27 protein-coding genes and 1 riboswitch are annotated in these 26158 nt (G+C 53.5%); of the genes, 23 read left to right on the plus strand and 4 right to left on the minus strand.

Annotated elements, in window-relative coordinates:
* Positions 1-34 precede the first annotated feature (34 nt).
* From AC2TEM_RS06955 to AC2TEM_RS06995, 9 genes are read left to right on the plus strand one after another with little or no spacing between them, the layout of a single operon-like run.
* Positions 35-1240 carry a DegT/DnrJ/EryC1/StrS family aminotransferase gene (locus AC2TEM_RS06955; RefSeq protein WP_480790487.1) on the plus strand — a complete coding sequence of 402 codons (1206 nt, stop codon included), beginning with the start codon at positions 35-37 and terminating at the stop codon, positions 1238-1240.
* Positions 1237-2220 carry a hypothetical protein gene (locus tag AC2TEM_RS06960; RefSeq protein ID WP_170423050.1) on the plus strand — a complete coding sequence of 328 codons (984 nt, stop codon included), beginning with the start codon at positions 1237-1239 and terminating at the stop codon, positions 2218-2220. Before AC2TEM_RS06955 ends, AC2TEM_RS06960 begins: the two co-directional genes overlap by 4 nt.
* Positions 2213-3259 (plus strand): N-acetylneuraminate synthase family protein, encoded by a 1047-nt coding sequence (locus tag AC2TEM_RS06965; RefSeq protein WP_170423052.1) that lies wholly within the window; start codon positions 2213-2215, stop codon positions 3257-3259. Before AC2TEM_RS06960 ends, AC2TEM_RS06965 begins: the two co-directional genes overlap by 8 nt.
* 38 nt (positions 3260-3297) lie before the next feature.
* Positions 3298-4341 (plus strand): N-acetylneuraminate synthase family protein, encoded by a 1044-nt coding sequence (locus AC2TEM_RS06970; RefSeq protein ID WP_170423054.1) that lies wholly within the window; start codon positions 3298-3300, stop codon positions 4339-4341.
* On the plus strand, positions 4338-5369 hold the full coding sequence (locus AC2TEM_RS06975) for a Gfo/Idh/MocA family protein (RefSeq protein ID WP_170423056.1): 1032 nt from the start codon (positions 4338-4340) through the stop codon (positions 5367-5369). Before AC2TEM_RS06970 ends, AC2TEM_RS06975 begins: the two co-directional genes overlap by 4 nt.
* 4 nt (positions 5370-5373) lie before the next feature.
* Entirely contained in the window at positions 5374-6075 is a 702-nt protein-coding gene (locus tag AC2TEM_RS06980; RefSeq protein ID WP_170423058.1) for an acylneuraminate cytidylyltransferase family protein, read from the plus strand.
* A 45-nt stretch (positions 6076-6120) separates the two neighbouring features.
* On the plus strand, positions 6121-6864 hold the full coding sequence (locus tag AC2TEM_RS06985) for an SDR family oxidoreductase (protein ID WP_480790488.1): 744 nt from the start codon (positions 6121-6123) through the stop codon (positions 6862-6864).
* Entirely contained in the window at positions 6854-7342 is a 489-nt protein-coding gene (locus tag AC2TEM_RS06990; RefSeq protein WP_170423062.1) for a GNAT family N-acetyltransferase, read from the plus strand. Before AC2TEM_RS06985 ends, AC2TEM_RS06990 begins: the two co-directional genes overlap by 11 nt.
* Before the next feature lie 28 nt (positions 7343-7370).
* On the plus strand, positions 7371-8036 hold the full coding sequence (locus tag AC2TEM_RS06995) for a PIG-L family deacetylase (RefSeq protein ID WP_170423064.1): 666 nt from the start codon (positions 7371-7373) through the stop codon (positions 8034-8036).
* Here AC2TEM_RS06995 and AC2TEM_RS07000 read toward each other — a convergent pair.
* Positions 8033-8713: a class I SAM-dependent methyltransferase gene (locus tag AC2TEM_RS07000; RefSeq protein ID WP_170423066.1), complete on the minus strand. Its 681-nt coding sequence runs from the start codon at positions 8711-8713 to the stop codon at positions 8033-8035. The two genes, AC2TEM_RS06995 and AC2TEM_RS07000, sit on opposite strands and share 4 nt — an antisense overlap.
* Before the next feature lie 302 nt (positions 8714-9015).
* Here AC2TEM_RS07000 and AC2TEM_RS07005 point away from each other — a divergent pair, with 302 nt between their 5' ends.
* A complete protein-coding gene (locus tag AC2TEM_RS07005; RefSeq protein ID WP_480790501.1) occupies positions 9016-10338 on the plus strand; it encodes an NAD(P)-binding protein in 1323 nt (440 codons plus the stop codon).
* A gap of 643 nt (positions 10339-10981) precedes the next feature.
* On the opposite strand, the gene AC2TEM_RS07010 is transcribed toward AC2TEM_RS07005, so the two are convergent.
* The 3 genes from AC2TEM_RS07010 to AC2TEM_RS07020 all read right to left on the minus strand — a co-directional run bounded on the left by AC2TEM_RS07010 (position 10982) and on the right by AC2TEM_RS07020 (position 15117).
* Positions 10982-12499: a glycosyltransferase family 2 protein gene (locus AC2TEM_RS07010; RefSeq protein ID WP_480856053.1), complete on the minus strand. Its 1518-nt coding sequence runs from the start codon at positions 12497-12499 to the stop codon at positions 10982-10984.
* A gap of 83 nt (positions 12500-12582) precedes the next feature.
* Positions 12583-13722 (minus strand): glycosyltransferase family 61 protein, encoded by a 1140-nt coding sequence (locus AC2TEM_RS07015; protein ID WP_170423070.1) that lies wholly within the window; start codon positions 13720-13722, stop codon positions 12583-12585.
* 522 nt (positions 13723-14244) lie between these two features.
* Entirely contained in the window at positions 14245-15117 is an 873-nt protein-coding gene (locus AC2TEM_RS07020) for a hypothetical protein (protein WP_170423072.1), read from the minus strand.
* A 498-nt stretch (positions 15118-15615) separates the two neighbouring features.
* Between AC2TEM_RS07020 and AC2TEM_RS07025 the strand changes: the two genes are divergently transcribed.
* From AC2TEM_RS07025 to AC2TEM_RS07085, 13 genes are all read left to right on the plus strand, one after another.
* Entirely contained in the window at positions 15616-16404 is a 789-nt protein-coding gene (locus tag AC2TEM_RS07025; protein ID WP_170423075.1) for a glycosyltransferase family 2 protein, read from the plus strand.
* 255 nt (positions 16405-16659) lie between these two features.
* The gene (locus tag AC2TEM_RS07030; protein WP_170423077.1) at positions 16660-17355 is read left to right on the plus strand and encodes an FkbM family methyltransferase; all 696 of its coding nucleotides are present in this window, start codon (positions 16660-16662) and stop codon (positions 17353-17355) included.
* Between the two features lie 396 nt (positions 17356-17751).
* Positions 17752-17852, plus strand: a riboswitch (TPP riboswitch).
* A gap of 79 nt (positions 17853-17931) precedes the next feature.
* Complete coding sequence (thiD, locus tag AC2TEM_RS07035; protein WP_170423079.1) at positions 17932-18720, plus strand: bifunctional hydroxymethylpyrimidine kinase/phosphomethylpyrimidine kinase; 789 nt, start codon at positions 17932-17934, stop codon at positions 18718-18720.
* Positions 18717-19745, plus strand: coding sequence for an FAD-dependent oxidoreductase (locus tag AC2TEM_RS07040; protein WP_170423081.1), 1029 nt, complete (start codon positions 18717-18719; stop codon positions 19743-19745). Before thiD ends, AC2TEM_RS07040 begins: the two co-directional genes overlap by 4 nt.
* Positions 19742-19939, plus strand: coding sequence for a sulfur carrier protein ThiS (gene thiS, locus AC2TEM_RS07045; RefSeq protein ID WP_170423083.1), 198 nt, complete (start codon positions 19742-19744; stop codon positions 19937-19939). Before AC2TEM_RS07040 ends, thiS begins: the two co-directional genes overlap by 4 nt.
* 1 nt (position 19940) lies before the next feature.
* Positions 19941-20711 carry a thiazole synthase gene (locus AC2TEM_RS07050; protein WP_170423085.1) on the plus strand — a complete coding sequence of 257 codons (771 nt, stop codon included), beginning with the start codon at positions 19941-19943 and terminating at the stop codon, positions 20709-20711.
* Positions 20708-21304: a thiamine phosphate synthase gene (locus AC2TEM_RS07055; protein ID WP_170407481.1), complete on the plus strand. Its 597-nt coding sequence runs from the start codon at positions 20708-20710 to the stop codon at positions 21302-21304. The genes AC2TEM_RS07050 and AC2TEM_RS07055 overlap by 4 nt, the downstream gene beginning before the upstream one ends.
* Positions 21301-22269: a HesA/MoeB/ThiF family protein gene (locus AC2TEM_RS07060; RefSeq protein WP_170423087.1), complete on the plus strand. Its 969-nt coding sequence runs from the start codon at positions 21301-21303 to the stop codon at positions 22267-22269. The genes AC2TEM_RS07055 and AC2TEM_RS07060 overlap by 4 nt, the downstream gene beginning before the upstream one ends.
* A 42-nt stretch (positions 22270-22311) precedes the next feature.
* On the plus strand, positions 22312-23220 hold the full coding sequence (locus AC2TEM_RS07065; protein WP_480763033.1) for an ABC transporter substrate-binding protein: 909 nt from the start codon (positions 22312-22314) through the stop codon (positions 23218-23220).
* On the plus strand, positions 23217-23888 hold the full coding sequence (tenA, locus tag AC2TEM_RS07070; protein ID WP_170423092.1) for a thiaminase II: 672 nt from the start codon (positions 23217-23219) through the stop codon (positions 23886-23888). Before AC2TEM_RS07065 ends, tenA begins: the two co-directional genes overlap by 4 nt.
* Positions 23885-24610, plus strand: a complete 726-nt coding sequence (locus tag AC2TEM_RS07075; RefSeq protein WP_170423093.1) for an ABC transporter ATP-binding protein — start codon at positions 23885-23887, stop codon at positions 24608-24610. Before tenA ends, AC2TEM_RS07075 begins: the two co-directional genes overlap by 4 nt.
* Positions 24607-25260: a TenA family protein gene (locus AC2TEM_RS07080; RefSeq protein ID WP_480856054.1), complete on the plus strand. Its 654-nt coding sequence runs from the start codon at positions 24607-24609 to the stop codon at positions 25258-25260. The genes AC2TEM_RS07075 and AC2TEM_RS07080 overlap by 4 nt, the downstream gene beginning before the upstream one ends.
* The gene (locus AC2TEM_RS07085) at positions 25257-26000 is read left to right on the plus strand and encodes an ABC transporter permease (protein WP_170423096.1); all 744 of its coding nucleotides are present in this window, start codon (positions 25257-25259) and stop codon (positions 25998-26000) included. Before AC2TEM_RS07080 ends, AC2TEM_RS07085 begins: the two co-directional genes overlap by 4 nt.
* The last annotated feature ends 158 nt before the right edge of the window (positions 26001-26158 follow it).

Genomic DNA, 26158 nt, shown 5'->3' on the forward strand with positions numbered 1-26158 from the left:
GGATCGTCCCTTTATTCCATATGGGCGGCAGAGTTTGACCGAAGACGATGTTTCTGCGGTCGTGGATGTTCTTCGCAGTGAATATTGGACCACGGGTCCAGCAGTTCCAGCGTTTGAAAGAGAATTCTCTGCCGCCTGTGGAGAAGTCGAATCCATTGCGACATCTAATGGAACAACTGCATTACATCTCGCCGCGCTTGCTGCGGGAGTGGGGCCGGATAGCTGTGTTATCGTGCCAGACATCACATTTATTGCAACTGCCAATGGAGCCCGTTACACAGGCGCTGAAGTAGTGCTCTCGGATGTTTCTCCTCAGACTGGGCTGCTCGGTCCAGAACAGTTGGAGGTCGCGCTAGAAACTGCAGGACGGCCTGTACAAGCTGTTTTCGCGGTTCATTTGGCAGGTCAGACAGTTGATATGCAGGCGCTACGCGAGGTGTGCGATTCTCAGCCGAATGGTAAGTCGGCGTATTTGATCGAGGATGCCTGCCATGCCGTTGGCAGTTTGGCGCAAGACGGCACGCCCGTTGGCTCATGTTTACACAGCGACTTGTCCATTTTTTCGTTCCATCCGGTCAAGACCGTTGCTGCAGGCGAAGGCGGGATGGTTACATGCAAATCACCAGAGATGGCTGAACGCCTCCGGCAACTGCGCAGTCACGGAATCACGCGAGACCCGGATCAATTCCGATACCAAAATAATGCAGTGAGCGCTTACGGGGCTATAAACCACTGGTACTATGAGGCGCTAGAGACCGGCTTCAACTACCGCCTAACAGATATTCAAGCCGCGCTAGGTTTGTCACAATTGAAGCGACTGGCAAGCTTCAAAGCAAAACGGCAAGAATTGATCTCTAGATATGAAAAACATCTTGTAGAAGCACCGCTCGAAGTACGAAATTCCATTCGATTGATCGAACGTGTCGAAAACTGCGATCCGTGCTGGCACTTGTGCGTTGTGCAGATTGACTTCGAAAAACTCAAGATCGACAAGTCAGAAATGGTCGCCGCATTGCGGGATCGATCTATTGGCTCGCAAGTTCACTATGTGCCGCTTCATATGCATCCGGTCTGCAGCCCGGGTCATATGCCTGCAGTCTCGACAGTTCGCGATCTCAGTGGAGCGACGCGGTACTACGACTCATGCCTTTCATTGCCGCTATATCAAGACTTGAGCCTATCTGACGTGGATTACGTGTGTGATAATCTCATCTCGCTATTGAAGACCTCGTTGGTATGAAGATTGTTTTTCGTGCTGACGCGGGCGATGGGATCGGAGATGGTCATCTCTCTAGGGATCTTGCGCTTGCGGAAGCTCTGCGAAAGTTGGGTGCGGACTGTAGACTACTTACCCGGCCTGAGAATACCGCATCGCGGAGCGCTTGGGTTACACGAAGTTTCGCGGTCGAAGATTGGCTATATCCAGCCGGTAAATATCAAGACATCAAAGCTATTCTAGACTATCTTGATACAACCAGAGCTCATGCGCTGGTAGTTGATAATTACGCATTTGATGAATATGCTTTGAATACGCTTTCGCGCCGGAATTCCCTCGTTGTGTTCGACGATTTGGCAGTTATTGATCCATCGGCTGAATTGGTTATCAACCAAAACCCTGGAGCCCAAACGTGGTGCTCGACAGCTTATAATAATGCCCTGAAAAGAGCCCTGGGGTCTAAATTTGCCTGCCTGCGTAGAACCATCGTTGATCAACCCTCGATCTCCCGCGAAGGCGTGCTTATTGCCTTTGGCAACGCGCAACCGAATGGCCTCTCGACTACGATCGCAACTATTCTATCGAACGCTGGAGAAAAGGTGACAATTGTCGCCCCCGAAACAGCAATGATACCGAACCTTCCGAACGTGACTGTCAAAAAGCCACAGGATTTTGCCCCGCTGCTGGCAGCAGCAGAGGTTTCCGTGATTGGTGGAGGGGTGACATCTCTGGAAGCCTGCCATCTTGGTACGCCATCTATCGTTTTGCCGCTAGCGGACAATCAGGTTGCAGGTGCTCAGGCCCTAGCGTCTGACGGCTCGGCAATCTGCGTAACTACACCAAAAGAAGCGGCTTTTGCTGCGGTTTCTCTGCTTAATGATGACGGCTTGCGCTACCGAATTTCTTTAGCCGCACGACGTGTTGCGGATGGCATGGGGCCGCAACGTCTGGCAAAACTGATACTTGATACTCTCTTACACAAGAATGAGGTCCCAGATGAATAGTCGCATTTTTGAGCGCATCATGGATCCAATCATGCCCACATATATTGTCGCAGAGATTGGGATTAATCATAATGGATCTCTCGATCTGGCCAAACAAACAATCGATGCCGCAATTGAGTCCGGCGTGGATGCTGTAAAGTTTCAGAATTTTGCGACCGCGGATTTCATAACCGACCCAACACTCACTTATAGCTACGAAAATGCAGGCAAAACGGTCACGGAAAAGATGATCGACATGTTTCGACGTGTTGAAATGGATGACGATTTTCTGGCGGAAATTGGCAGGTATTGTAACGAGAGAGGGGTAGATTGGCACTCTACACCGACCAATTCTGAAGGTATTCAGCGTTTGATCGAGTTGAATGTGCCTGTGTTGAAAAATGGATCGGATTATCTTGGTCACTTACCTCTTATTTCTGAAATGGCAGCCGCTCAAAAGCTTCTGGTACTTTCAACAGGAATGGCAACATTCGAGGATATTGAAGACGCGGTTTCTGCAGCACTAAGTGAAGGCAATGATCAAATCGTAATACTCCATTGCACATCTCAATACCCAACACCCCCAGGGGAAGTCGGCATGAAGCGAATGACGCGCATCGCTGCAGCATTTGGATTGCCGGTTGGATTTTCGGATCACACGCTTGGTTCAACAGCTGCGGTCGCTGCCGTCGCACTTGGCGCACGCTGGCTCGAAAAACACTTCACTCTGGACCGTGGTCTTTCGGGCCCCGATCACAACATGTCCGAAGACCCGGAAACTATGAAAAGCTATGTGTCCGATATACGAAATCTGGAAGAAATGTTGGTGCGCGACACCTTTCTTCTAAGTGAACGTGAAAGAGAAGCGAGGGCAGCGCATCGCCTATCTTGCGCCGCTTCAAGAGACCTAAGTGCGGGGATGCGTATCTCGGCTGAAGATATTCGATTTGCGCGCCCCGGTCATGGCTACCCACCCAAATTTGCGGATATGCTTCTTGGCAGGGCGTTGCGGCGGGACATTGGGTGCGGAACGCTTTTCTCTGACGCGGATTTTGTATAAATCCGCCCGGTAACAACTCAGCATATCAAAGGTGCCCTATGACGAAGACGATTGAGATCGATGGCAGGACAATCGGCGAAGGTGAGCCCTGCTACTTGATTGCCGAAGTCGGGACAACTTGCATGGGCAATATAGATCGGGCGAAACAGTTGATCGACTCGGCCTGCGCGGCCTGCATGGACGCGGTTAAGTTCCAAGTTATCGACCCCTACCAAGATATTCAGGATGAAGCTGAATACCGGGTGGTCTGGGATGGGATTGAACAAACTGTCAATATGCGCAAGATGTTCGAAGCACTATCCATGAGTAGAGATGAATGGGGAGAACTCATATCGTACTGCTCTGAAGAAAATATTACATTCCTGGCGACCTGTGATTTCGTCGACGGCATCAATATGTTGGAAGATCTCGGTATTTCGGCGCACAAGATTGGCGCATGGGATACCACATACAAGGACCTCATTGATGTGATTGGGCGTACCGGAAAACCTATGATCGTTGACTTAGGGCCGACATCTCAGCAGGAATTGACGGAGCTTGTCTCCTGGTACACGTCTGCGGGTGGATCAAGCGTTATTCCTTTGCATGACTATCACACCTCTATCCCGAAGCAGATGAATATGCATGCAATCACGCACTTGAGTGCGAACACTGATGGCCCAGTTGGGTATTCTTCCCCCAATACTGATAGTGATCTCGACTTTGTCGCGTTGGCTCTTGGGGCGCATGTCATAGAAAAGCGGCTAATCATGTCGCGCAACGACCATGTTTTACATGCGCATGAATCTCTCGAGCCCGATGAACTTATCACTTGGTCAGAAAAAATTCGCAATGCCGAAGCGGCGCTCGGTCGTGTCGCGATAATTCCTTCCGACAATGATCTTGCTGGGGCTAGGAAGTATTACCGATCAATAGTTGCCGCACGCGACATTGCAAAAGGGACCATCATCGCGCCCGAGGATCTCGATTACAAGCGACCCGGAACAGGTATTGCTCCAAAAAACTCACAACTGTTGATCGGGAAATCAGCGACCCGAGACCTCACTGCAAATACGCTGTTATCGGCCGACGATTTCAAATGAAGCACTCCGAGATGCACGAAAGCTGGTCGCAGTATTTACGGGAGTGCGCAAGATCTATTGACCCTATCGGGATTGTCGGCCTCGGCTCCATCGGAAAACGATATGCGAGAATCCTGCGTGAGCATGGTCTCAGAGTCTTTGCTTTTGAGGTAAATCAAACTATTGCGCAAGAGATTGCATCCAAGACAGGTGTCGTCACACGCAGTTCTATGGAAAGCCTACTTAGTGAGAAACTTTCATTTTGCATCGTGGCAACGCCCCCGGATCAACACTTGCAACCGGCAGAAGCGGCACTTTGGGCGGGAGTCCCGGCACTTGTAGAAAAACCTCTAGCGCACACCCTGGCGGACTCCGAAGCCCTGGTGAGAATTGCGGAAAAATCGGGAACTGCCTGCTATTGCGTTTGCAACATGCGTTTTCACCCCGGCTTACGCGCTCTACATCACAACCGGCATCGAGCTGGCGAGATATGCTTTGTGCGGGCACATTTTGGTCACCGCCTCAGCCAGATGCGTCCGGCGGGAACCAATATTTTTGCTGCAAGCTCGGAAATGGGAGGGGGAGTCATTCTAGACTGTATCCATGAGTTTGATTACCTGCAGGCAATGCTCGGACCATTGCACCATATTAAGAGCACTACCGCCTCTTTGGGGCCAGACAAGATTGCAGCTGAAGACTGGGCCCGTATCGAACTTCAAACAATAGATGGAATGCCCGTAAGCTTGGATTTGGACTTTATTTCTCGAAGAAAAAACCGCGGTTGCGAATTGATAGGCTCAGAAGGTTCCGTCATCTGGTCAAGTTTGGGGCGCTCCCCAGAGGAAGTTTCCGTAACATTCTCTGATGATCGGGTTGTACAATCGCTATACAATAAATGCGGACTAAATGCGGACGAGGAATACGGGCTGATGCTAGCGGATATGATCCGATCCCTTTCTGCTAAATCTCTACCCATGATCCCTATTCAGACAGTACAGGAAGCTGCGCGTAGTCTTTCGTTATGCCTTCAAGCTTTGGAAGATTGTTAACCCAATGTCACACACTGCACCGGTCGCATTAATTCCCGCGCGTGGAGGATCAAGGCGACTACCTAGAAAGAATGCCTTACCCTTTGCCGGCAAGCCAATGATGGGCTGGACAATCGAAGCGGCATTGGAAACGGGTATTTTTTCAAAAGTTTACATGACAACCGAGGACGACGAATATGCAACCATCGCTCAGCGATATGGCGCACAGGTTCTTGGTAGATCCGCGCATTTGGCACAGGATGATGTCGGGTTGATCGATGTGATCAAAGACGCAGCAGTCAACGTTCCGGATTGGCCTGATAGATTTTGTTTGTTGCTTCCCAATTGCCCATTGAGAAACGCGAACGACATTCGCAGGTTTTTTGACGCATTTGAAGTCAGAGATTGTGTGGCTTTGCTAAGCGTTGTTCCATTCGGCTGGACCCCACCACAAAGAGCCTTGCGACAGAGCGAAGCCGGGCTAGAGTTCATATTTAGCGAGGCGATGTATCAAAAATCGCAGGCTTATGAAGAAACCGTCTGCCCAAGTGGGGCGATATACTGGGCAAAAACTGAGGCACTGCTTGCGGCGAACAGCCTTTATGTTCAAGGTATTCAAGGTCTGGATATGCCATGGCACCGGGCTATCGATATCGACGAATTATATGATTTCAAACTCGCTGAAGCGCTTAAATTCGCGCAAGACGGCGGATACTCATTTGAATAAAGCTCGATTTGTGATCGTCGAGCCGAGAAGTGATCGAGGTGGGTAGTGCTTAGTGAAGGAACTTTTGTAGTTACAGGAGGCTTGGGGCGCGTTGGATCGGCTATCTGGCCAGCCATAGTCGAAGCTGGCGGAACGGCAATCGTCACAACCCGATCATCCAAGCGAGCACATGCGTTCAATCAGAATGCTCCGGCACGGGCACACGCAATCGCGTTTGATCCCAAAAGTCGAGAGGACTTTGACGCATTCTGGTCGCACCTACGCGCTGATGGGCACACTGTATGCGGGCTCGTCAACAACGCGATGGGTACGGTACCTACAAAACCAATGGATAAATTGGAAGTATCAGATTGGCAAGATGCCGTAAAGGTCGACTTGTCCGATCTGATTTCAATTTGCAACTCTCTTATTGCCATCGAGAATCCCGTCTCGATTGTAAATGTAAGTTCAATATACGGCGCGATGGCACCAGATTTCTCAATATATGATGAAAACCGCTTGCCACCATCTCCTATCTACGCGGCCACAAAAGCGGCTCAATTACAGTTAACAAAGTACCTTGCTGTTGCCTGGGCCGACAAACGTGTACGAGTGAACGCGGTATGCTTGGGTGGTGTCTTGCAAACTCAAGCTGAAGAGTTTTTGGAGGCCTATGGCAGGATGGTGCCTCAACGCCGCATGATCACGCCTACAGAAGCTGCGGATAGTATCTGTTTTTTGTTGTCTAATAAGGCGAGTGGTATCAGCGGGCATACAATTTTTGTAGACGGGGGTCGACATGCATGGTGATATCTGTGCGGTCACTCGAATGACCGGCGCCGATAGCGACTTGGTTTTCCGCTGGCGCAATCTGCCTCAAATCGTGGCGTTAAGCGGAAGCGGACAAAAGGTTACAAAGCCCGAGCATGACCGATGGTTCAGCGAGGCTGTGTCTGATTCTAACAGGTTGCTATTGAAGATCACGTCGGCCGAAGGTGCGATTGGACTAGTTCGTTTTGATCTTGGCGAAGATGAGGTTAAGTCTGCGGTGGTGTCAATTTATCTGCTGCCCGAGCACTCTGGTCGCGGATTGGGTCAGAAGGCGTTCAGTAATGGGGTCGCATTGCTGAAAAGTGATTGGCCAGACACTCGATGTATCATTGCCGAAGTCGTCCATGATAACGCACCTGCAGTAAAGTTCTTTAAATCCCTTGGGTTCAATCAGATGGGCGAGGTCAGAGGCTCCAAAACCAGACCATTGATACGTTTTTATCTTGACGTTAGCTAGTCAAGCGAAGCTTAGGAAAGGGTATTAGATGAGTGTTTTGGTACTTGCGGCGCACCCTGATGATGAGGCATTAGGCTGCGGAGCTACAATCGCGCGTCACGTCGATGCGGGCGAAAAAGTTAACATAATTTTTGCATCAGACGGCGAGTTATCTCGGCCAGACGCGGCGTTGAAGGCGGTTTCGAAACGTGAAGAGATGGCTCGGGAAGCTGCATCGGCCCTAGGTGCAGAACCGCCCTTATTCCTGGGATTTCCGGATAACAAGCTCGACACCGTTCCTATGTTGGAGATTGCGCAAGCCATCGAGATCACTGTCGCTGACATGTCTCCACGTAGAATTTACACCCATCATGCGGGCGACCTGAATGTGGATCATAGTATGCTTGCGCGTGCCTGTCTCACAGCGTTTCGGCCTCAGCCAGGAAATGGCGTGATTGATATCCTGGGCTTCGAAGTGCTGTCAAGTACACACTGGAATGCACCCGAGAGCGCGTTCACACCAACAGTTTTTGTAAATAGCGAGGGCTACGTCGCACAAAAGATCGAAGCGCTAATGGCATATACGCCGGAGATGAGAAAATTTCCTCATGCAAGATCACTAGAGGCTGTCCACCATCTACTAGGAATGCGAGGAGCCATCGTTGGTTTGCGGGCAGCTGAAGCATTTACTCTTCTTCGACGCATCGAGAGCTAGAGTTTTTGAGCTACCAGCCGCCATTCGGTATGCTGTCCCATTTCTGACGACAAAACATCTTCGATCATAACATGCTGCAACTGTGCCAGCATGAACTTGTTCTTTAGTAACTCGTCAATGTCTTGACGCGACAGAAAGGTGATCTGGGCTTGACCTGCCAGTGTACCGCCGTGAATCTCTTGGAACGTATGTTCGTCAAATTTTGTTCCTTTGGTCATACTGGTATGATCCGCGCTGTATCCTTGGGAAAAAAGCAAACCTTCTGATTTCAGGACTCGGTGAACCTCTGCAATTGCATTGGTCATTTCTGCATAATCTACGCAGGCAGTTGACGCTCGATCAATAACAAGATCAAAGCTTTCATCGTCGAACGGCAGTGGCGAGAATTGTGCCTGAAGAAAAGTTCCATTCAGCGCGTCAGCTTCAAAACGGGCTTCCGCATTTCGAACAGCCACCTGGCTTATATCAATTCCGGTGACCTCAAACCCTTCTCTGGCCGCGCACCAGAGATTGGCTCCAGTCCCACATCCAAGCTCGAGAATTTTGATATCGGCCTTGTTCTTCGACAAAACTCGCGGAGCGCGCATCAAGAAACTTACGACCATGTCCCATGGGTATCCTTGAGCATGTCCATCTAAGTATTTTTTTTCCCAGTATTCGTGAACAGTTTTTGCCATAGTTCAGGCCTTTGAGTGCGTCGTTTGCTGCCAGACAAAAGCCATTCAACCCTATACGAGAACCGGCTTCAACTGCGGCAGTTTTGCGCACGCAAAGGGACTGATAGTCGCGCTTTGCCATGTACCTCCATCAAAGTAGGCTTGAATAAAGATCAGATAAATGGTCGAAACGCTCAAGCCGACATATAACTTACATAGTGTCGTGTTCTCGCGTACCGTTTTTATGCAGTATTACCGCACACTAAATCACGCTATGCACCGCGTCTCAGAATTAACAGGGGAAATGCGCTATGTCCAAATCAATGCATTGGTGCGTCGTAGGCGGGGGAATGTCTGGATGCTACGCCGCAGCATTTCTGACTTCCAAAGGACACAAGGTGACATTGCTCGAAGGCTCGTCCAGACTTGGTGGCATTCTGGCTGGGCCGAATTGGAATGGTTTTGCCCTCGACAATGGATGCCATCTGTTTGATTTCGCCGATCCTGAGTCATCGGAGATTTTCCGCGCCACCATGGATGAGCAACTCGTACCTGTACCAGTCACATACGCATCAATCGGGGACTACGGTCACGAGATGGGTATTGCGGTTCCTGATCTTTCTTCAGCGCAGCAGGCTGATCGAGTCGAGATGATTTCCGAGTTACGTGCCGCCGCGGAGAATAAGTCGCGGGCCGCTCGTTCACTACCTGATGCAGTTGCATTGCGATTTGGAAATCGTATAGCTGCCGAGCTCATGCCTGGGTTCGAAAAGCTCTGTGGTCAAGCTTGCGCGCAACTGGCACCAGAAGCGTTCGATATACTGAGTTACGCAAAACGAGTAAGACTTGGAGATGATCTGCAAATGGCATCTCTCAAACAGGAAAGCCCTACCCTGGACGATCGCCTTGCTGTCAAGGCAAAACCGAGACCAAAGCCGCGTAATTTCTACCCTTCTGAGGGAGGGATGGCATTCTTCTGTACCAAATTGAGGATGTATCTTGAGAGTATTGGGGTGAAGGTGCTTACAGATACACGCATCGACCGCATTCGCCATGAAGACGGGAAAGTTAGGTTGCAGGCGGGAGATGACATCGTGGCCGACAAGCTGTATTGGAGCTTACCTGCATCGACATTGTCATCTGTGCTCGGTGGATTACCCAACACACGTACTTTCTTCCACCCTGTGAGTGTGGATTTTTTTGCGTTTTCGCTGCCAGCAGATCAAATCACACCGATCACTTACCTACATGACTTCCGAGCGAAGACAGCCATATTTCGTAGTTCTTCTCCCGGGTTATACGGCAATCAATTCAACGAGGACGGGCATTCATTTGTAATTGCCGAGGTGTATGACAGTCTTGTCACTCCTACCTTGGCTGAAAACACGAAATCAGCGAATCTGATATTCGAGCAATTGAAGGATGTCGGTCAAGTTGCAAGGCATGCGGAGTTCAAAAACACTCACTCTTGGAGGCTACCAACCGGGCTTATGCTACCAAAACTAGGCTGGAAAGATGCGATTTCACCACTGGCTAGTCGCTTGGCAGAGAACGAGTATTGGCTGATAACGAATCCATTGGTCCCTCGCGGGAAGCGTTCAATATTTACCTCGATCAAAGCACTGCTCTGGCAGCATATATCGTGAATCTGCAGCCCGCTTCGATGTCGCTACGCGATTCTTTCGCGACTTTTTATATGGAAGAATCTATTCAATTGGCGGCCTAGACACCTCGTTAGTAGGATAAATGGCTTTGCCGGTTTGTTAGTTGCCTGAAACAGGAGGCTACCGAAGCGGAATTCAGGCGTTCAGTTCGCGCGTGTAGTTTTGCGATATATCGAAAGCATCAGCTCTGGCATGTCGATAAGAATTGACAAAAACGCGGTGGCGTTTGGGAGGAACAGTGAGGCGATTTAGTCACGGGCGGCCCAAAACCTCTACGTCTTTTTGAGTGATTTGCACCGCACCATGATCTTCTCCGGTCGGGGACACCGATGCGTGACTTCAGCACGCTTATTCAAGCCCTTAAACCGCAGCAAGTCGGATAGGTTTAGTATGAGGCTTCTGTAAACTGACATCACGCTGCCGCAACCCTACAAAGCCGTTTAAGGGAAAAACACCGCCGCTGAACTGCTTCTTCCGGATCATCTGTACAACTTAGATGTCATCCAATATTGCGGACACTGCTTCAAAGGACTTATCCAAAACTGTTGAATGACAACCGAGCAAGCCCGCTACGCAACTGCCTTGAACTTTGCGCTACTCTCCGACAACTACTATCTGGGCGGTGTCAGCTTTGCATATCCGCATCCATGATGGCGCGGATCCGTTGCAAATCCTCAAGTTCGATGCTGGTGATCTCGTCATAAAGGTTGCGAAACTCGGGCTCATCCATCAAAAACTCAATCTTAGCTTGGTGCCAGGCAACAGCTTTTTCGTGTAGCTGCGCAATCTGCGGAATGGCTAGCAACGCTTCCATCGCCACTGACAATCTGGCCAGGTTGCGTTGGATAGTGACGTCCTGATACTGGTTCCAATCCATCCGTATCCAATAATTGCGCCCGACAGTGCGATCCACATGCAGGGCCCGGCCGCGTTGACGCTTGACCAAGAAAGACTGCGCAGATCTTAGTGCGTAGTGGTTTAGCTGGACCAGCTCATAGCCGATGGTCTTGATATCGGATCTCCAGCCATTCTTTGCCACTTTGTGCGTGATATCCTGACCCGATCCATTGACCCATAGCACCTGTTCGGCTTTTGCTTCTTTAAGCTTATTGGGCCGGTGACAGCTTAGTTTACGATAGGCACGAATATTCCTGGTGGCGGTCTTGAAGCCCCAAGCGGTATGCGGTTTGGGCAGATATGACGGAGCGCATCGGTCAAATTGCGCAAGGACCGGCCTGTCCTCGTAGGTCTTTATCCCGGCCGACCCAAATTGCCGCCAGGTCATGGCAATATTGCTGACCCCCTCGGGCAGGCGCTTATAAAGTTCCGGCAGTGTCCCGTTACCAAAGCGGATGTTGATAAACTCATCCACATCAATATGGATAACCCAATCAGCACGTTTGACCACCTTGAGCTTTGCAGACTGGTTCAGAGCCCACTGTTGCGGGGAATTGCCCTTCCATTTGTTGTTGTCGACATGCGTGACCAGACCGGTTTTGGCCAGCGCATCCAGCATCAGATCCGTGCCATCCTCGCAGCCATTGGTATAGATAACAAAGTGATGCACCCCGATCGATTGGTGGTATGCAATCCATTCCAATAAGAATGGGCCTTCGTTTTTCATGCAACCGATCAGCACCGTGCCGCTGGAACCCTCTGGCGGCCTGAGGTCCACCGGCACCGTGTCACCCATGGGTCGACTTTCGTCAAAACTTGTCAGGTCATTGCGCGGCAAGAAGCGACGGGCAAATGGCAGCACTTCTTTTGGAGTGGATTCTTCTTTTGCAGAGGAGGCCAGGGTAAAGAATGCAGGAGGCTGCGCAGTCAGATCATCTGGCCATTCAATCTGGTTAACTATCGCATCGGCACCAAATTGTGTGGCCCAAATTCTGGCGCGATCAGATCCTGAATCAAGATCAGTCAAAATCAGGATGTCGGCCGCCAATTGCCCCAAAACTTCGTGGACTCGACCAACAGAGACTTCCGTGGTGAGGTTTTCTGCTAGCCCTGGCATGGCCAAAAGCATGAACCGCGGTCGCTCATTAGCAATCGCACTGGCGAGTGCGAGCAAAAAATCGGGCGGCTCGGCCTTTGCACGTCTTCGCCGTGTAATCTGCGCAAACGTAACCAGTTGCTGCTGCAAATCCGCATTATCGATACTCAAAACAGACGCAACCCCATTGGCTTGGCGCGCCTGATCCCGAGCTGTGTCGCGTATATCCAGGATTAGCTGCAATAGTTAGCGGGCTCTTGATGGATGGGAACCAGCTGGTCGCCAAGGGCTTTTTCCAGTTTTCGGATGGTTCGCCGCCGCTGCCGCCAGAACATTTCTTCCCAGGCCAGATCAGGTGAGACAAATCCTGCATCGGCAAGCATTTTATGCAATCTGGACATGTCAAGCTCTCCAAGTGAATGGCGGTTGGGGCGACCGCGCGAAGCCAATACCCAATCAGTGCGAATGGCATTGGCGACCAAAGGCTCTTGCCCGCAAAAGGCCGCTAGCTGAGCTGAGATATTGTGATGCACCGAAGAAGTGCGGCGCGGGATCATTGCAACCTGCTGATCTGGACGGCCTACCAGAGCAAAAAGATGCAGTGCCGACCCGTCTAGTGCAACGATCTGACGGGCGGCTTTGTAACGCGCGATCTGCTTTTCCATCGGGTGTTGTTCCGGATAGAAAATCTCGTACCCGTTCTGGCGCAAATTCTCTTCGAGAAACTCTTCTCCGATAACGCCACCCCGCCGTATTCCAAGACCCGCGCGCGAAATATAAAGCCGCTCCGGCCCATCAGGGGGAACGTCGGCGCCAAAATTTTGATGGATCAAGGCACGATATTCAGGCGTTCCCGCCACAATCGGGCCCAGCCCAAATCCCTGACCGGGCACATGCAGATGTTCTACCTGAGTTGGCTCGGTCACCACTTTGATTGGCAGATCAATACCCAAAAGCGCAAAAAAATTATGCTGCATGGGGCGCGTTTCATCCCCATTGGCGGGTCGCTTGGGGGTAAAGAGGACCCCATCAATATCCTTCGCGATTGCCGGCAGCGGCCAAAGACGTGCGGTGCTTTCAGCCAGGAAATGACCAAAGTGTACCCATAACAGCCCGGCATAAAGCCAGCGACCCGACAATTGCGGCAAAGGGTCTGTTGGCGATACCGGCTGGGTGGTCATGGCACGCTTTCCCCGCCAAAGCGCCCCATGCGCGCAATATTCCCGGTTTTCAGTCAGAACACCAGCTTCCTGCACCGTGTCGGAGACTGCGGGCGGAACCACAATGGCCCGCTCAAGCGCAACAAGTTCGCGCGACCATCCTTGATCAGGCTGAGGAGGTTGGTTCAGATCATTATCGTTAAGGGTAGACATCTTTGTTCACACCCTATCAGAGCGACCGGATCGACAAAGACATGCTTCTAGTCGGTCTTCTGCTGTTAGAAGCCGGGATAGATGATCGGTGAATATCCTTGTGATCTGCAACCAGCGTCTTTGACATTCGACTATCCGATAAACTGGGCCCCAGATTAGTCCGAGACCCGCGTTCGGGCTTCTTATCATTCGGCCCTATACTCCTTAGCATCCTAATATGGCCGGACCTGCATCGCTGCAAGCAATCGTAGTGAAATTTCTACGCTAGAAAAAGTAAAGGCTCTATCCGCAGAAGGACAATCGAATATGTTGACAGTGTCGCAGTTTATCATCCTTGCCTGAAGCGACCGCCATTGCTTTGATTGCCAAGTTGTTGTCCGTTGTACTCAATGCAATGGCCGGTTGGGAAACCGTCCGCCAAACAACTTGGCACTACGGTATTAGCAGATGACACCTAGTGTTATTGTTTGCGATCGCCCCAAACCTGGACACAGACTGGCGCTTTTGACTTGCCCAGACATTTTAATCTTGGTCAACAGACTTCAGCACATCCTGTGGCATCGCCTTAGAGGGATCGATGTCATGTTTCTTGCATAGCTTGGCGACCTGGCTGTTGGGATGCGGCAAAGGAAACCCACCGTCCATATTGTATTTCTTGCGCATGCTTGAGCCGCCAATGTGATGAACCCCCAACGCGTTTTCATTGAGCGATATGCGGGAAAACCGCGGCCGGAAATAATTCAAGCGCATGGCCGTAGGTTCTTGGGAATAGAATGACTCGGGTGGCAGGGCGTGTTTGACTTCACCGTTTTTGCCCAGGAAATACGAGATAGCCTGAGGCCCGAACGTATAAAATGGCAGCTGCGACAGGTTTTCCAACGGTACCGAGAAAGAGCCGTCTTCATTGGACTTGCCGATGGAAACATCAATATTCTTTTTCCACGGCCAGTCATTGGGGATCACGATCTCAGACCCGTTCATAAAGTCATGCATACCCTGCAATGTTGGAGAACTGTGCGGCAGCCGGAGAGCCGCATTGTTATAATAGCGTTTCTCTTTTGCGAAAATATACGGAATGTCGGGGATCGGCTGCATACACAACATATCGCAATCCATCCAGATTTCGTCGGATTCCCGAAGCATGTTGATCCTGAAAAAATCCGACAACGGGGCATAAGCGCTGTTTCGCTTTTCGTTTCGCCATATTTTCAGGTGGTCAGGTAAGAAAATACGTGCATCCGCATTTTCAACGCCCGGTGGCGTATTCGTGATTTCATTCAAAGAGTACAACTTGACCTTATGGCCGTGATCCACAAAGCTTTTGAGGCAGAGTTGCTCGAAAAAAGTCAGACTGGATCCATGCCAAAACGATGAAATTACTGGAGAAATATCCATGCTGGATCGATGCCCGTTATATTTTTCGCTTGCTCCGCATTAGCATGGCTCCGGTATTCGATCCACTGGTTTAATGATCCCGATACAACCGCAATTGTGATGGTGACCCAACCGTCCAATATGAACTGTCTGTAGCGCAGGTCCGTTAGTCAGAATTCTCGCACCTTTGTGTTTCGCGAAAAAGAACGAGCGGTAACGATCAAACTTTAGGGGCTCGCAATAAGCGGTAATTGTTTGGTTACCTCAACTTTGGTCCAGTTTTCTCAGTCCTCCCCGACAAAGGTCGCAAGATCACCCAAACTGTCTTAAATCGGATCGTCCAATAAGACCTCAGGATGCTCTTGATTAAGGCGGAAAATTCACCGATCAAGGTTGCCACAAATCCAGACTTACTGGGCAATAGAGGAAGCCGGTGACTCTAAAGACGTGCAATCAGCGAATTTGGCTCTTCCCAAACACAGGACTCCTTTGAAGATGGCCACCTGGAGTGTCGTTACCATGGTCAAAGAGCCGCCAGAGCTGGTGGCTATATTTGCTTCCTATTATGCGTCAATCGGCGCGCAAGAGATCTTTATCTTTCTGGATGGTGATGATCCGAAAGCGCGGCAACTTCTGGCTCAGATACCGAACTGTCGCGTTGAAGTGATGGATGACACGTTTTTTCGAAGGAACTGGGACTGTACTTATCCAGAAAACAGTTTCAGACGCCAAAGGCTGATAGCGACAAAAGCCTATCGAGAAGCAAAAGTCGATTGGATGCTTTTCCTCGATGCGGATGAGTATCTGCAAGCCGATGATTTTGCACAAGAGCTTGCTGACCTGCCCTCGGATGTTGATACGATTTCAATTCCTAATGGCGAGCGTGTGTTTTCAACCGAGGACACCACACCCGGACTATTTGGTGGTCTTATGCTGAAGCCTAAGCACACCCGCGGCTATGTCGCCCGAAGCTTATTCGGAGAAGAACGACTCAAGTACAGCGACAGAGGATTTTGTGCGCATCGTTTCGGAAAAAGCGCCACCCGAACGGGGAAGAACATCAAATTGGGTGTTCATGCGCCACAGCGGTGGAGAGCTAACATCAAGCGATATGTTTCTCAACAATCGGTCATTTGTCACCTTGACGGACTGACCGAAATCCACTGGATGCTCAAATTGCTGAGATATCATGATAAGCGCACATATGAATCACCGAAGGGCAGCAACGATTTCTGCTATGAACAGGTCCAATTCCTGAAATATTTATCGTCTATGAACGCTGTTCAAGAGCTTCATGACATTATCTGAAAATACGACAAGGACACCGAAGAAAGACTAAGGGGTAATGGTCTTCTCGATGATGTGCAGGTCCGCCCTTTCCGGCGTTTGGATACTTATTATCATGACCACGAGTTTGACTTGTCGGTTGAGTGGTTCAACGAGGTTCTGAAGACGAATATCTCGGACCTCTATGCGAGATTACCGACATGATGTTTGATGCAAATAGTCTGACCTTATGCAAAACATGCTCTACCGACGGCTCATCCTTGGAATGGAGCAAGAATGACCGAAACGAACCCTGATGTTGCGATCCAGTACCGTGGATTGAAGATACCTTCATCGCCATTTCTGGACGAAACGATCATGAATCTGATCGAGCAGGACAATTATGAAAGCTGGGAAATGGATGGCGCTTTGAGCGTCGTTCAACCTGAGGATCGTATTCTGGAAATGGGCGCCGGGCTGGGTATCGTGAGTGCTGTTGTCGCGCTCGAGAACAAACCAGAGGCTATTCTCAGTTTTGAAGCCAATCCAAATCCAATTCCACACATCCGTCGTTTACATGCCCTAAATGGGCTTTCAGACCGGATCGAAGTCCGGAATGCGATACTAAGCGCCAATCCAAAGGATCCCGACTCTATTCCGTTTCATAATGACGCTTCATATCTAGGGTCTTCAGTTTTTGATAATGAAGGTGAATCAACAAAATCAGTGCGCGTAGCTAAAGCGGACTTCGAAGCGGTGAAACGAGAGTTCGCTCCGACGGTTCTTGTGATGGATATTGAGGGGGCGGAACTGGATTTCTTGAGGAATGCGGACCTGTCGGGCATTCGAGCCATTGTTATTGAATTCCATCGCCTCATTTATGGGCACAAAGGTGTCCGGGCCTGTAAAAGGATTCTTTCGAACACAGGTTTTCTACGGCTGGACGATTTGTCCTGGAGGGTTGTTTGGACCTGCACACGAGATCTTGGCTGAACCGCGTCATTGAGACGAGCATTTTCGAACTATGCGAATTGGCCAAGGCAGTTGAGCGCCCTTAAATGAAACGTTTAGCCGACTTGTGACCTGAATTTGCCCATAGCAATTTATTCGTTGCAACTATGTGCATCTGCGGACGGGAACTTGTGACAGGACCTCAAAGAACCGTTTCTGCCTTCAATCTCGGATCGCGGGGCTGGGTCAACGACCACGATGTCGGCGCTGGGTGTCCCTGTCTTATTGTGCCGTTTTCCGGTCATAGCATCTGGAAACACCACCATTTTGCGACACCGGCAACACCCCGAGTTAACTGCAAAGCTCAAAGCGAAGCCGCACCCATCAAACGGTGTGCAACAAAGCTGTTGACGAGACCTGATCTCATCAATAATCGGTAACCATCTGTTGGGGTGCCCCTCGGGGCTGAGATGCAGACATGCAAACCCATTGAACCTGACCCGGTTAGGACCGGCGGAGGAAACAGGCATACCGGGCGCTCCGTGTCACAACTCGTGTCACTACACAGGCTCTGGGTCTTTCCACGCACATCCTGACCATGACAACGAAGGATGTGCCATGGTTGCGACTGCATTAACGATTGCCGGTTCCGACAGCGGAGGCGGCGCGGGCATTCAGGCGGATCTCAAATCATTCGGCGCAATGGGCGTGTTCGGTTGCAGCGTGGTGACCGCGATAACCGCGCAGAATACCTGTGACGTGACCGCAGTACATCCGGTACCCGACAATGTGGTCGCGGCTCAGATCAAGGCGGTCCTGGACGACATCCGCATAGACGCCATCAAGATCGGAATGCTGGGCACGCCATCATTGGTCGAAACAGTGGCCCGTGCATTGGAAGGTTTTTCCGGACCTGTCGTCCTCGACCCCGTCATGGTGGCGAAATCCGGGGTCGCCCTGCTTGAAGATCAAGCGATTGCCGCGCTGAAGCAGTATCTTCTGCCGCGCGCTGACCTGCTGACACCGAACCTGCCCGAGGCGGACAAGCTGCTGGGACAAACCCATAAGGGCGACAGTGCCGGACTGGTTGCGCCGTTGCTGGCGCTAGGTCCTAAGGCAGTTCTGATCAAGGGCGGCCATGCCGATGGCATTGAGTGCCTTGATGTGCTGGCAAAGTCAGGGTTCGTTGTCACGCTGGAGGCACCGCGGATCGCGACCCGCAACACGCATGGTACTGGCTGCAGTTATTCCGCAGCAATTGCGGGCTGCCTTGCGCGGGGCATGGATCTTGAAACTGCGGTGCGGCGGGCGCATGGCTGGCTGCACGCTGCAATAAAACGTGCCGACGGGTTGGAGATTGGACAAGGCCATGGCCCGGTACATCATTTTCACGAGATGTGGGCATGAGCGCTGTCACCATTCTGGGTGCCGGGGTTGCCGGGCTTTGCGTTGCAGCCGAGCTGGTGTCACGCGGTGTTTCCGTACGGATGATCGACCCGGCAGGTCCCGTGAATACGCATTCCTGCAGCTGGTGGGCCGGGGGCATGTTGGCACCGGAATGCGAGGGCGCAGTCACCGAACAGCCCGTTGTGGAACACGGGCGCAAAGCAGCGGATTGGTGGCAAAAGCAGGGGGCGCAGTTCGGCCAGGATGTGATCCGGAACGGTACCATGGTTGTCGCTTTGGGTCGGGATCAGAGCGAGCTGGTGACATTTGCACGGCGCACCGAAGGTGTGGAATGGCTGGACCGTGAGGGCATCGCCCTCCATGAGCCACATCTGGCCGAGCAATTCGGCAAGGCGTTGTTCATCGCGAGTGAAGCGCATCTCAATCCCCGCCCGATGTTGGCCGGGTTGCATGCGCAGCTGGTGGCCTCGGGCGTTGAGTTTCTGACCACAAGCGAAACGCTGGGTCAGGTCATCGACTGCCGTGGTCTGGCCGCGCAGGATCGGCTGAGCGATTTGCGCGGCGTAAAGGGTGAGATGCTCATCGTGCGCTGCCCGGACCTGTCGCTATCGCGTCCCGTGCGGCTGCTGCATCCTCGTTTCCCGCTCTACATCGTACCTCGCGGCGATGGCGTATTCATGTTGGGCGCAACCCAGATCGAAAGTGGGCAGCGCACCCGCGCAAGCCTGCGATCCGTGATGGAACTAATGAATGCGGCCTATGCGCTGCACCCGGCATTTGGTGAGGCCGAGCTGCTGGAAATTGGCGTCGATGCCCGCCCGGCCTTTGCGGACAATCAGCCGCGCATCCGCCATTTCGAAGATCGCATCATGGTGAACGGGCTGTTCCGGCATGGCTATCTGCTTGCTCCGGCGTTGGCGGAAATGGTGGCAGATCTGGTGACCTGCGGCACGCAGCCCGCGCTTTGGTACGAGAACTGCGAAGGCACGAAAAGCGCGTATGAAACACCGGGGAGAACCACATGAAACTGATGGTGAATGGTGAGGTCACCGAGGCCAAGGGCCCCAGCCTTGCCGATCTTCTGATCGAACTTGGCAAAGGCAATGACAAACTGGCCACGGCGGTGAACGAGGTGTTCGTTCCGGCATCAACACGTGCGGCGCACATGCTTTCCGATGGGGACCGGATCGAGCTGGTTTCGCCGCAGCAGGGGGGCTGACATGCCGGAATTCTACGGCAAGGAAATAGCGTCGCGCCTGATGTTGGGCACCGCGCAGTATCCGTCGCCCGCAGTGCTCGCCGATGCGTTTCGACGTTCGGGCGCAGGCATTGCCACGGTGTCGCTGCGTCGCGAGGCGGGTGGTGAAAGGGCCGGGCAGGATTTCTGGTCTCTGATCCGTGATTTGGGTGTCGAGGTGTTGCCCAACACCGCCGGGTGCCACTCGGTACGTGAAGCTGTCACCACAGCGCAGATGGCGCGCGAGTTGTTTGAAACCAACTGGATCAAACTGGAAGTGATCGGCCATGCCGACACGCTGCAACCCGACCCGTTCGGCCTTGCAGAGGCGGCGCGCATTCTCGCCGACGAAGGGTTCGACGTCTTCCCCTATTGCACTGAAGACTTGGTGCTGTGTGAGAAACTGATCGAGGCTGGCTGTCGTGTGTTGATGCCTTGGGGGGCGCCGATCGGCACCGGACTGGGGCTGAACAACCTTTACGGCCTTCGCTCGGTACGGGCTCATTTTCCCGAGGTGCCTCTTGTGGTTGATGCAGGGCTGGGCCTGCCATCACAGGCGGCACAGGCCATCGAAATCGGCTATGATGCGGTGCTGCTGAACACGGCGGTCGCTAAGGCAGGTGATCCGGCGGCGATGGCCCAAGCGTTTGCCCGCGCGGTTGAAGCCGGTGCCTTGGCCTTCGGTGCCGATGCTATGGAACCGCGCGACATGGCCGCGCCCTCAACACCTGTTTTCGGAAAGGCCATGCTGTGACGCTGCCGTCGTTCTACCCGATATTCGATGACATCTCATGGCTGCGCCGAATGCTGCCGCTCGGAGTGCGGTTGGTGCAGCTGCGCATCAAGGAACATCCCCTGGATGCGGTGCGCGCGCAGTTGGCGGAGGCGCGGGATTTGTGCCGCGACCACAGCGCGCTGTTGGTGGTCAATGACTATTGGCAACTGGCGATTGAGCTTGGCTGCGACTGGGTGCATCTGGGGCAGGAAGATCTGGATACCGCTGATGTTGATGCAATCCAGGCTGCTGGATTGAAACTTGGCGTCTCAACCCATGACGAAGCAGAGCTTAAGCGTGCGCTGGCTTTGCGGCCTGACTATGTGGCGCTTGGGCCGGTGTATCCGACCATCCTCAAGAAGATGAAGTGGCACCAGCAGGGTGTTGAAAAGCTGACCGACTGGAAGGCGCGGATCGGACCTATTCCGCTTGTGGCGATAGGTGGCATGTCGGTCGAGCGCGCGCCGGGTGCGTTCGCCGCCGGGGCCGACATCGTGTCCGCCGTGACCGACATCACCTTGAAGGACGACCCAGAAGCCCGTGTACGCGAGTGGCTAAGGATCTGCCCATGAGCCGCTATGCACGCCAGATTGCTGTACCTGGCTTTGGCGCATCGGGGCAGGAAAACTTGCGCACCGGGCATGTACTGGTGATTGGCGCAGGAGGGCTTGCCGCACCAGTGCTGCAATATCTGGTCGGGGCCGGTGTGGGACGTATCCGTTTGGTTGATAATGATATGATCAGCCTGTCGAACCTGCACCGCCAAACGCTGTTCCGTGAACGCGACATAGGGCAATCCAAAGTGCAGGTGGCAGCACGTGAAATGATGGCGCTGAATGATGAGGTGCGGATCGAACCGGTCGAAACCCGCTTTGATCCGGCCAATGCCCCGCAACTTTGTCAGGGTGTTGATCTGGTGCTAGATTGCGCCGACAGTTTTGCCGCCAGCTATGTGGCCTCGGATGTTTGCCTTGCTGCCGATCTGCCGCTGATCAGCGCCAGCGTTGTGGGCTCGGAGGGCTATGTTGGGGGCTTCTGCCACAAGGCTCCGGGTCTGCGCGCGCTGTTCCCGGATCTGCCTGCAAGGCTGGGTTCCTGCGACGCCGATGGCGTGCTTGGCCCGACGGTGGGTGTGATCGGCAGTCTGCAAGCGCAGATCGCGGTTGCGGTGCTGAGCGGGGACCTTACGCCAATGGGGCGTCTGGTGACCTATGACGCCACCAGCATGCGCTTTGGCGGTTTTCGCTTTGACGGCGCACCGGATCCTGCACCAGAGCCGGACTTCATAGCGCAAGAGATGCTTCGGGCCGGCGATCTGGTAATCGACCTACGCGCCGCAGATGAAACTGGCCCGGAGCTGGCCGGGGCTCAGCGCCTCAGTGTCGATGAAATCGATCCGCGTGACCCCCTTTTGCAAAACAACAGACGCCTCATCCTTGCCTGCCGTTCCGGTCTTCGGGCCTGGCAGGTGGCGATGCGGATTTCCACGAAAAACGGGCCCGAAATCAAACTTCTGGCCCTAGGTGACAACAACTGAAACGAGGAAACCGAATTGAAACATTTTCTGACCGTAGCGGCGATGCTGATGGCTACACCGGCGCTGGCACAAGACAAGATGACTCTGCTGCTGGATTGGTTCGTGAACCCTGATCACGGTCCGATCATCGTGGCGCAGCAAAAGGGTTATTTCGCAGACCAGAATCTTGAGGTCGAGATTGTGCCGCCTGCTGATCCCTCGGCCCCACCCAAACTGGTGGCCGCTGGGCAGGGTGACATCGCCGTGAGCTACCAACCAAACCAGCACCTACAGGTAGCCGAAGGTCTGCCGCTGATGCGCGTAGGTACACTTGTGGCGACACCGCTCAGCTGTCTTCTGACACTAAAGGACGGCCCGATTCAAGAGATCAGCCAGCTAAAGGGCGGCAAGATCGGGTTCTCAGTTGCCGGCGTAGAAGAAGCGGTGCTGAGTGCCATGCTGGGCAAGCACGGTGTCGCGCTGGACGAGATCGAAATGATCAACGTCAACTTCTCGCTCAGCCCGTCGGTCATGTCCGGACAGGTCGATGCGGTGATCGGTGCCTATCGCAATTTTGAGCTGAACCAGATGGAAATCGAAGGCGTCGAAGGCCGATGCTTCTATGTCGAAGAAGAAGGCGTGCCGACATATGACGAGTTGATTTACGTCGCCAACCCCGAGCTGATGGACACGGACAAGGTGCGCCGCTTCCTGCGCGCCACCGAGCTGGCCACGCAATACATCGTCAACAACCCGGATGAAAGCTGGGAGGTTTTCAAAAGCTACGCGGAAGAGCTGGACGACGAGCTGAATGCAAAGGCCTGGGTCGACACCCTACCCCGCTTTGCCTTGCGTCCTGAGGCGCTGGACGAAGGCCGCTACATCCGCTTCGAGGAATTTCTGGCCAAAAGCGGCCTGGTCGAGGGCACCCGCCCGGTATCGAAAATCGCGGTCGATCTGGGGGCACAATGAACTACGGTACCTCATTTGAGGCGTGGCGAGCGGCGGCCGGGGAAACCTGGCCTGCCTATACCCGCCACGCATTCGTGCGGGGCATGGGTGATGGAACCCTCCCGCGCGCAGCGTTTCTGCACTATCTCAAGCAGGATTATGTCTTTCTGATCCATTTCGCCCGCGCTTGGGCGCTGGTGGTGACCAAGGCCGAGACCGTCGCGGATATGCGCCTCGCCGCGGGGACCGTGAATGCACTGATCAATGACGAGCTTGCCCTGCATATCGGCATCTGTGCCAAGGCTGGGATTTCCGAGGAAGAACTTATTGCAACGCAAGAGCGTCAGGCTAATCTTGCCTATACACGCTATGTGCTGGATGCCGGGCATTCAGGGGATATGCTTGATCTGCTGGCCACACTGGCCCCCTGCGTCATGGGCTATGGTGAGATCGGGGCAGAGCTTTCGGCGACAAAGACCTCGGAAACCTATGCCGATTGGATCAACACTTATGGCGGGGAAGATTACCAACAGGTCTGCTGCGATGTTGGCGCGCTGATCGATGGCGTGGTAGCGCGGCGCATCGGGGATGACCCGCAAAACTGCCCACGTTGGGCAAATCTTTGCGACCGCTTCCACAAGGCGACCGAGCTTGAGGTCGGCTTTTGGGGCATGGCATCGCAGCCATGAGCCCGGCCCCCGCCCTATATCTGCGCGGATCACTGTCGATTGGCGACACATCCATCGCGCGCGGCATTGATCTGCGACTTGATGCAGGGCGGTGGACCTGTCTTCTGGGGGCCAGTGGTGTGGGCAAATCCACAGTGCTCAAGCTGCTGGCCGGACTGGGAGATCATGTTTCTTTGGACGGTGAAATCTGGGCCTCGGACGGTGGCGCGCTGGCCGGGCGGGTGGCCTTAATGGCGCAGAGTGATTTGTTGCTGCCTTGGCTATCAGCGCTCGACAATGTGGCAATAGGGGCACGATTGCGCGGCGAGAAATTCGATCGGGGCCGGGCCGAGCAGGTACTGGAGCAAGTTGGGCTAGGCACACATCTGGGCAAGAAACCGGGAAAGCTCTCCGGTGGGCAAAGACAGCGCGTGGCCTTGGCCCGAACCCTGATGGAAGACCGCCCCATTGTGTTGCTGGACGAACCATTTTCAGCCCTTGATGCCCTGACTCGGGTGCATATGCAGGACCTCACCGCACAGCTGCTGAAGGGACGTACGGTGCTGCTTATCACCCATGACCCGGCCGAAGTGGCGCGGCTGGGGCAGAACATCATGATCATGACGCGCGACGGGCTGCACCCGGTCGAAACTCCAATGGGCAGCATCCCGCGCCCTGTTGATGATCCGGGCGTGCTGGGCATCCAGGCCGCGCTGCTTCAACAACTCAGGACTGACAGATGAGCACAAGCGAAACTCTCAGGGCGCTGAACCAGGACAACTGGACAGCGGCCACGACACATGACTTTACCAATGCGCTGGCTACCGGAACGCTCGATCACGGCAAAATGGCTGGCTATTTACAGCAGGATTACCTTTTCGTGGAAGGCTTCGTGCGTCTGCTGGCCTCAGCAGTGGCGCATGCACCCAACCTCGCCGATGCTGTGCCGGGCGCACAGTTTCTAGGTCAGATCTGCGGGCCGGAGAACACCTATTTTTTGCGTGCATTCAGCGCACTGGATGTGCCGCAGGCAAGCGAAGCCGCACCCGAAACACTGGCGTTTCAAGCCCTGATGGACGAGGCTCGTGCATCAGGGCGTTATGAGCGGATGCTGGCGGTCTTGGTCGTCGCGGAATGGGTCTATCTGGATTGGGCTAGCCCGGTCGAAAACCGCGCCGATAATCTGCCGTTCTGGCTGGGTGAATGGATCACCCTGCACTCCGGCGACGGGTTCGAAAGTGTGGTGGCCTATCTGCGTGAGCAATTGGATGCGATCTGGCCGACCCTTTCGGACCAGGCGCAGGCCGAGGTTGCCGCCACCTTCGAAAAAGCCGTGGCCCTAGAGCGCGCCTTTTTCGATGCCGCATGGGCAGGATTCCCGGCTGCCCGATGACAGGTTGGCCTGCAGGAATCGCTGCAGCCGCAGTGGCAGTGTCGCTTTGGCAACTGGTGGTCTGGGCCACCGGCTTGCCGCGTTTTATCTTGCCCCCGCCAGCGTTGGTTTCCGAAACCATTTGGAACAGCCGCAACCTTCTGCTGGAACATGGACTGGTCACCGCGACCGAAGTGCTGATCGGGCTGGCCCTTGGCGCAGTGCTGGGCGGGCTGTCGGCCATCGGCCTTGCCGCCTCACCGCTAGCACGCGCGCTGGTGCGACCAATTTTGGTGTTTTCCCAGACCATCCCCGTCTTTGCCCTCGCACCGATTCTGACCCTGTGGCTTGGCTTCGGGCTCGAGGCCAAAATCGCCATGGCGCTGCTGATCATTTATTTCCCGGTTACTTCGTCTTTCTTTGATGCACTGATGCGCAGCAATCGCGACTGGCTGGATCTGGCTCGGGTCATGGGGGCGTCACCTGCCCGAGTAATGTGGCACATCCGTATTCCATCTGCTCTGCCCGGATTTGCCAGCGGCCTGCGTCTGGCTGCTGTCTATGCCCCGATCGGTGCCGTCATCGGTGAATGGGTCGGAGCGTCGCGTGGGCTGGGATATCTGATGTTGTTGGCCAATGGCCGTGCCAAAACCGACCTGATGTTCGCCGCGCTGATCGTGTTGGCGGGACTTACCATCATCCTGCACGCAACAGTCAATGCCCTGTGCAATCGGTACCTGGATCAGCGTGATCAGATATGAACAAAGTACTGAACATCAATATACGCGAACGCGGAGATCAACTTTAATCGTGCCACCCGTTCCGATAAATGTGCTCGAAGCGGGAGCCTCAGATTTCCGGGTCGCGACGTGAAACACAGCCTGATCGTCGAGCGCAGAATGTGCCGCGGTCCTCTATA

Source organism: Ruegeria sp. HKCCD3925, assembly GCF_057221175.1.

Excerpts from the sequence above, each read along its gene's own strand:
- AC2TEM_RS06975 (WP_170423056.1), top strand. The coding sequence starts at position 4,338 with ATGAAGCACTCCGAGATGCACGAAAGCTGGTCGCAGTATTTACGGGAG.
- AC2TEM_RS07060 (WP_170423087.1), top strand. The coding sequence starts at position 21,301 with ATGAGCCGCTATGCACGCCAGATTGCTGTACCTGGCTTTGGCGCATCG.
- AC2TEM_RS07065 (WP_480763033.1), top strand. The coding sequence starts at position 22,312 with ATGCTGATGGCTACACCGGCGCTGGCACAAGACAAGATGACTCTGCTG.
- tenA (WP_170423092.1), top strand. The coding sequence starts at position 23,217 with ATGAACTACGGTACCTCATTTGAGGCGTGGCGAGCGGCGGCCGGGGAA.
- AC2TEM_RS06995 (WP_170423064.1), top strand. The coding sequence starts at position 7,371 with ATGAGTGTTTTGGTACTTGCGGCGCACCCTGATGATGAGGCATTAGGC.
- AC2TEM_RS07040 (WP_170423081.1), top strand. The coding sequence starts at position 18,717 with ATGAGCGCTGTCACCATTCTGGGTGCCGGGGTTGCCGGGCTTTGCGTT.
- thiD (WP_170423079.1), top strand. The coding sequence starts at position 17,932 with ATGGTTGCGACTGCATTAACGATTGCCGGTTCCGACAGCGGAGGCGGC.
- AC2TEM_RS07080 (WP_480856054.1), top strand. The coding sequence starts at position 24,607 with ATGAGCACAAGCGAAACTCTCAGGGCGCTGAACCAGGACAACTGGACA.
- AC2TEM_RS06990 (WP_170423062.1), top strand. The coding sequence starts at position 6,854 with ATGCATGGTGATATCTGTGCGGTCACTCGAATGACCGGCGCCGATAGC.
- AC2TEM_RS07075 (WP_170423093.1), top strand. The coding sequence starts at position 23,885 with ATGAGCCCGGCCCCCGCCCTATATCTGCGCGGATCACTGTCGATTGGC.
- AC2TEM_RS07085 (WP_170423096.1), top strand. The coding sequence starts at position 25,257 with ATGACAGGTTGGCCTGCAGGAATCGCTGCAGCCGCAGTGGCAGTGTCG.
- AC2TEM_RS06970 (WP_170423054.1), top strand. The coding sequence starts at position 3,298 with ATGACGAAGACGATTGAGATCGATGGCAGGACAATCGGCGAAGGTGAG.
- AC2TEM_RS06960 (WP_170423050.1), top strand. The coding sequence starts at position 1,237 with ATGAAGATTGTTTTTCGTGCTGACGCGGGCGATGGGATCGGAGATGGT.
- thiS (WP_170423083.1), top strand. The coding sequence starts at position 19,742 with ATGAAACTGATGGTGAATGGTGAGGTCACCGAGGCCAAGGGCCCCAGC.
- AC2TEM_RS07015 (WP_170423070.1), bottom strand. The coding sequence starts at position 13,722 with ATGTCTACCCTTAACGATAATGATCTGAACCAACCTCCTCAGCCTGAT.
- AC2TEM_RS07020 (WP_170423072.1), bottom strand. The coding sequence starts at position 15,117 with ATGGATATTTCTCCAGTAATTTCATCGTTTTGGCATGGATCCAGTCTG.
- AC2TEM_RS06965 (WP_170423052.1), top strand. The coding sequence starts at position 2,213 with ATGAATAGTCGCATTTTTGAGCGCATCATGGATCCAATCATGCCCACA.
- AC2TEM_RS07050 (WP_170423085.1), top strand. The coding sequence starts at position 19,941 with ATGCCGGAATTCTACGGCAAGGAAATAGCGTCGCGCCTGATGTTGGGC.
- AC2TEM_RS07030 (WP_170423077.1), top strand. The coding sequence starts at position 16,660 with ATGACCGAAACGAACCCTGATGTTGCGATCCAGTACCGTGGATTGAAG.
- AC2TEM_RS06980 (WP_170423058.1), top strand. The coding sequence starts at position 5,374 with ATGTCACACACTGCACCGGTCGCATTAATTCCCGCGCGTGGAGGATCA.
- AC2TEM_RS07000 (WP_170423066.1), bottom strand. The coding sequence starts at position 8,713 with ATGGCAAAAACTGTTCACGAATACTGGGAAAAAAAATACTTAGATGGA.
- AC2TEM_RS07005 (WP_480790501.1), top strand. The coding sequence starts at position 9,016 with ATGCATTGGTGCGTCGTAGGCGGGGGAATGTCTGGATGCTACGCCGCA.
- AC2TEM_RS07025 (WP_170423075.1), top strand. The coding sequence starts at position 15,616 with ATGGTCAAAGAGCCGCCAGAGCTGGTGGCTATATTTGCTTCCTATTAT.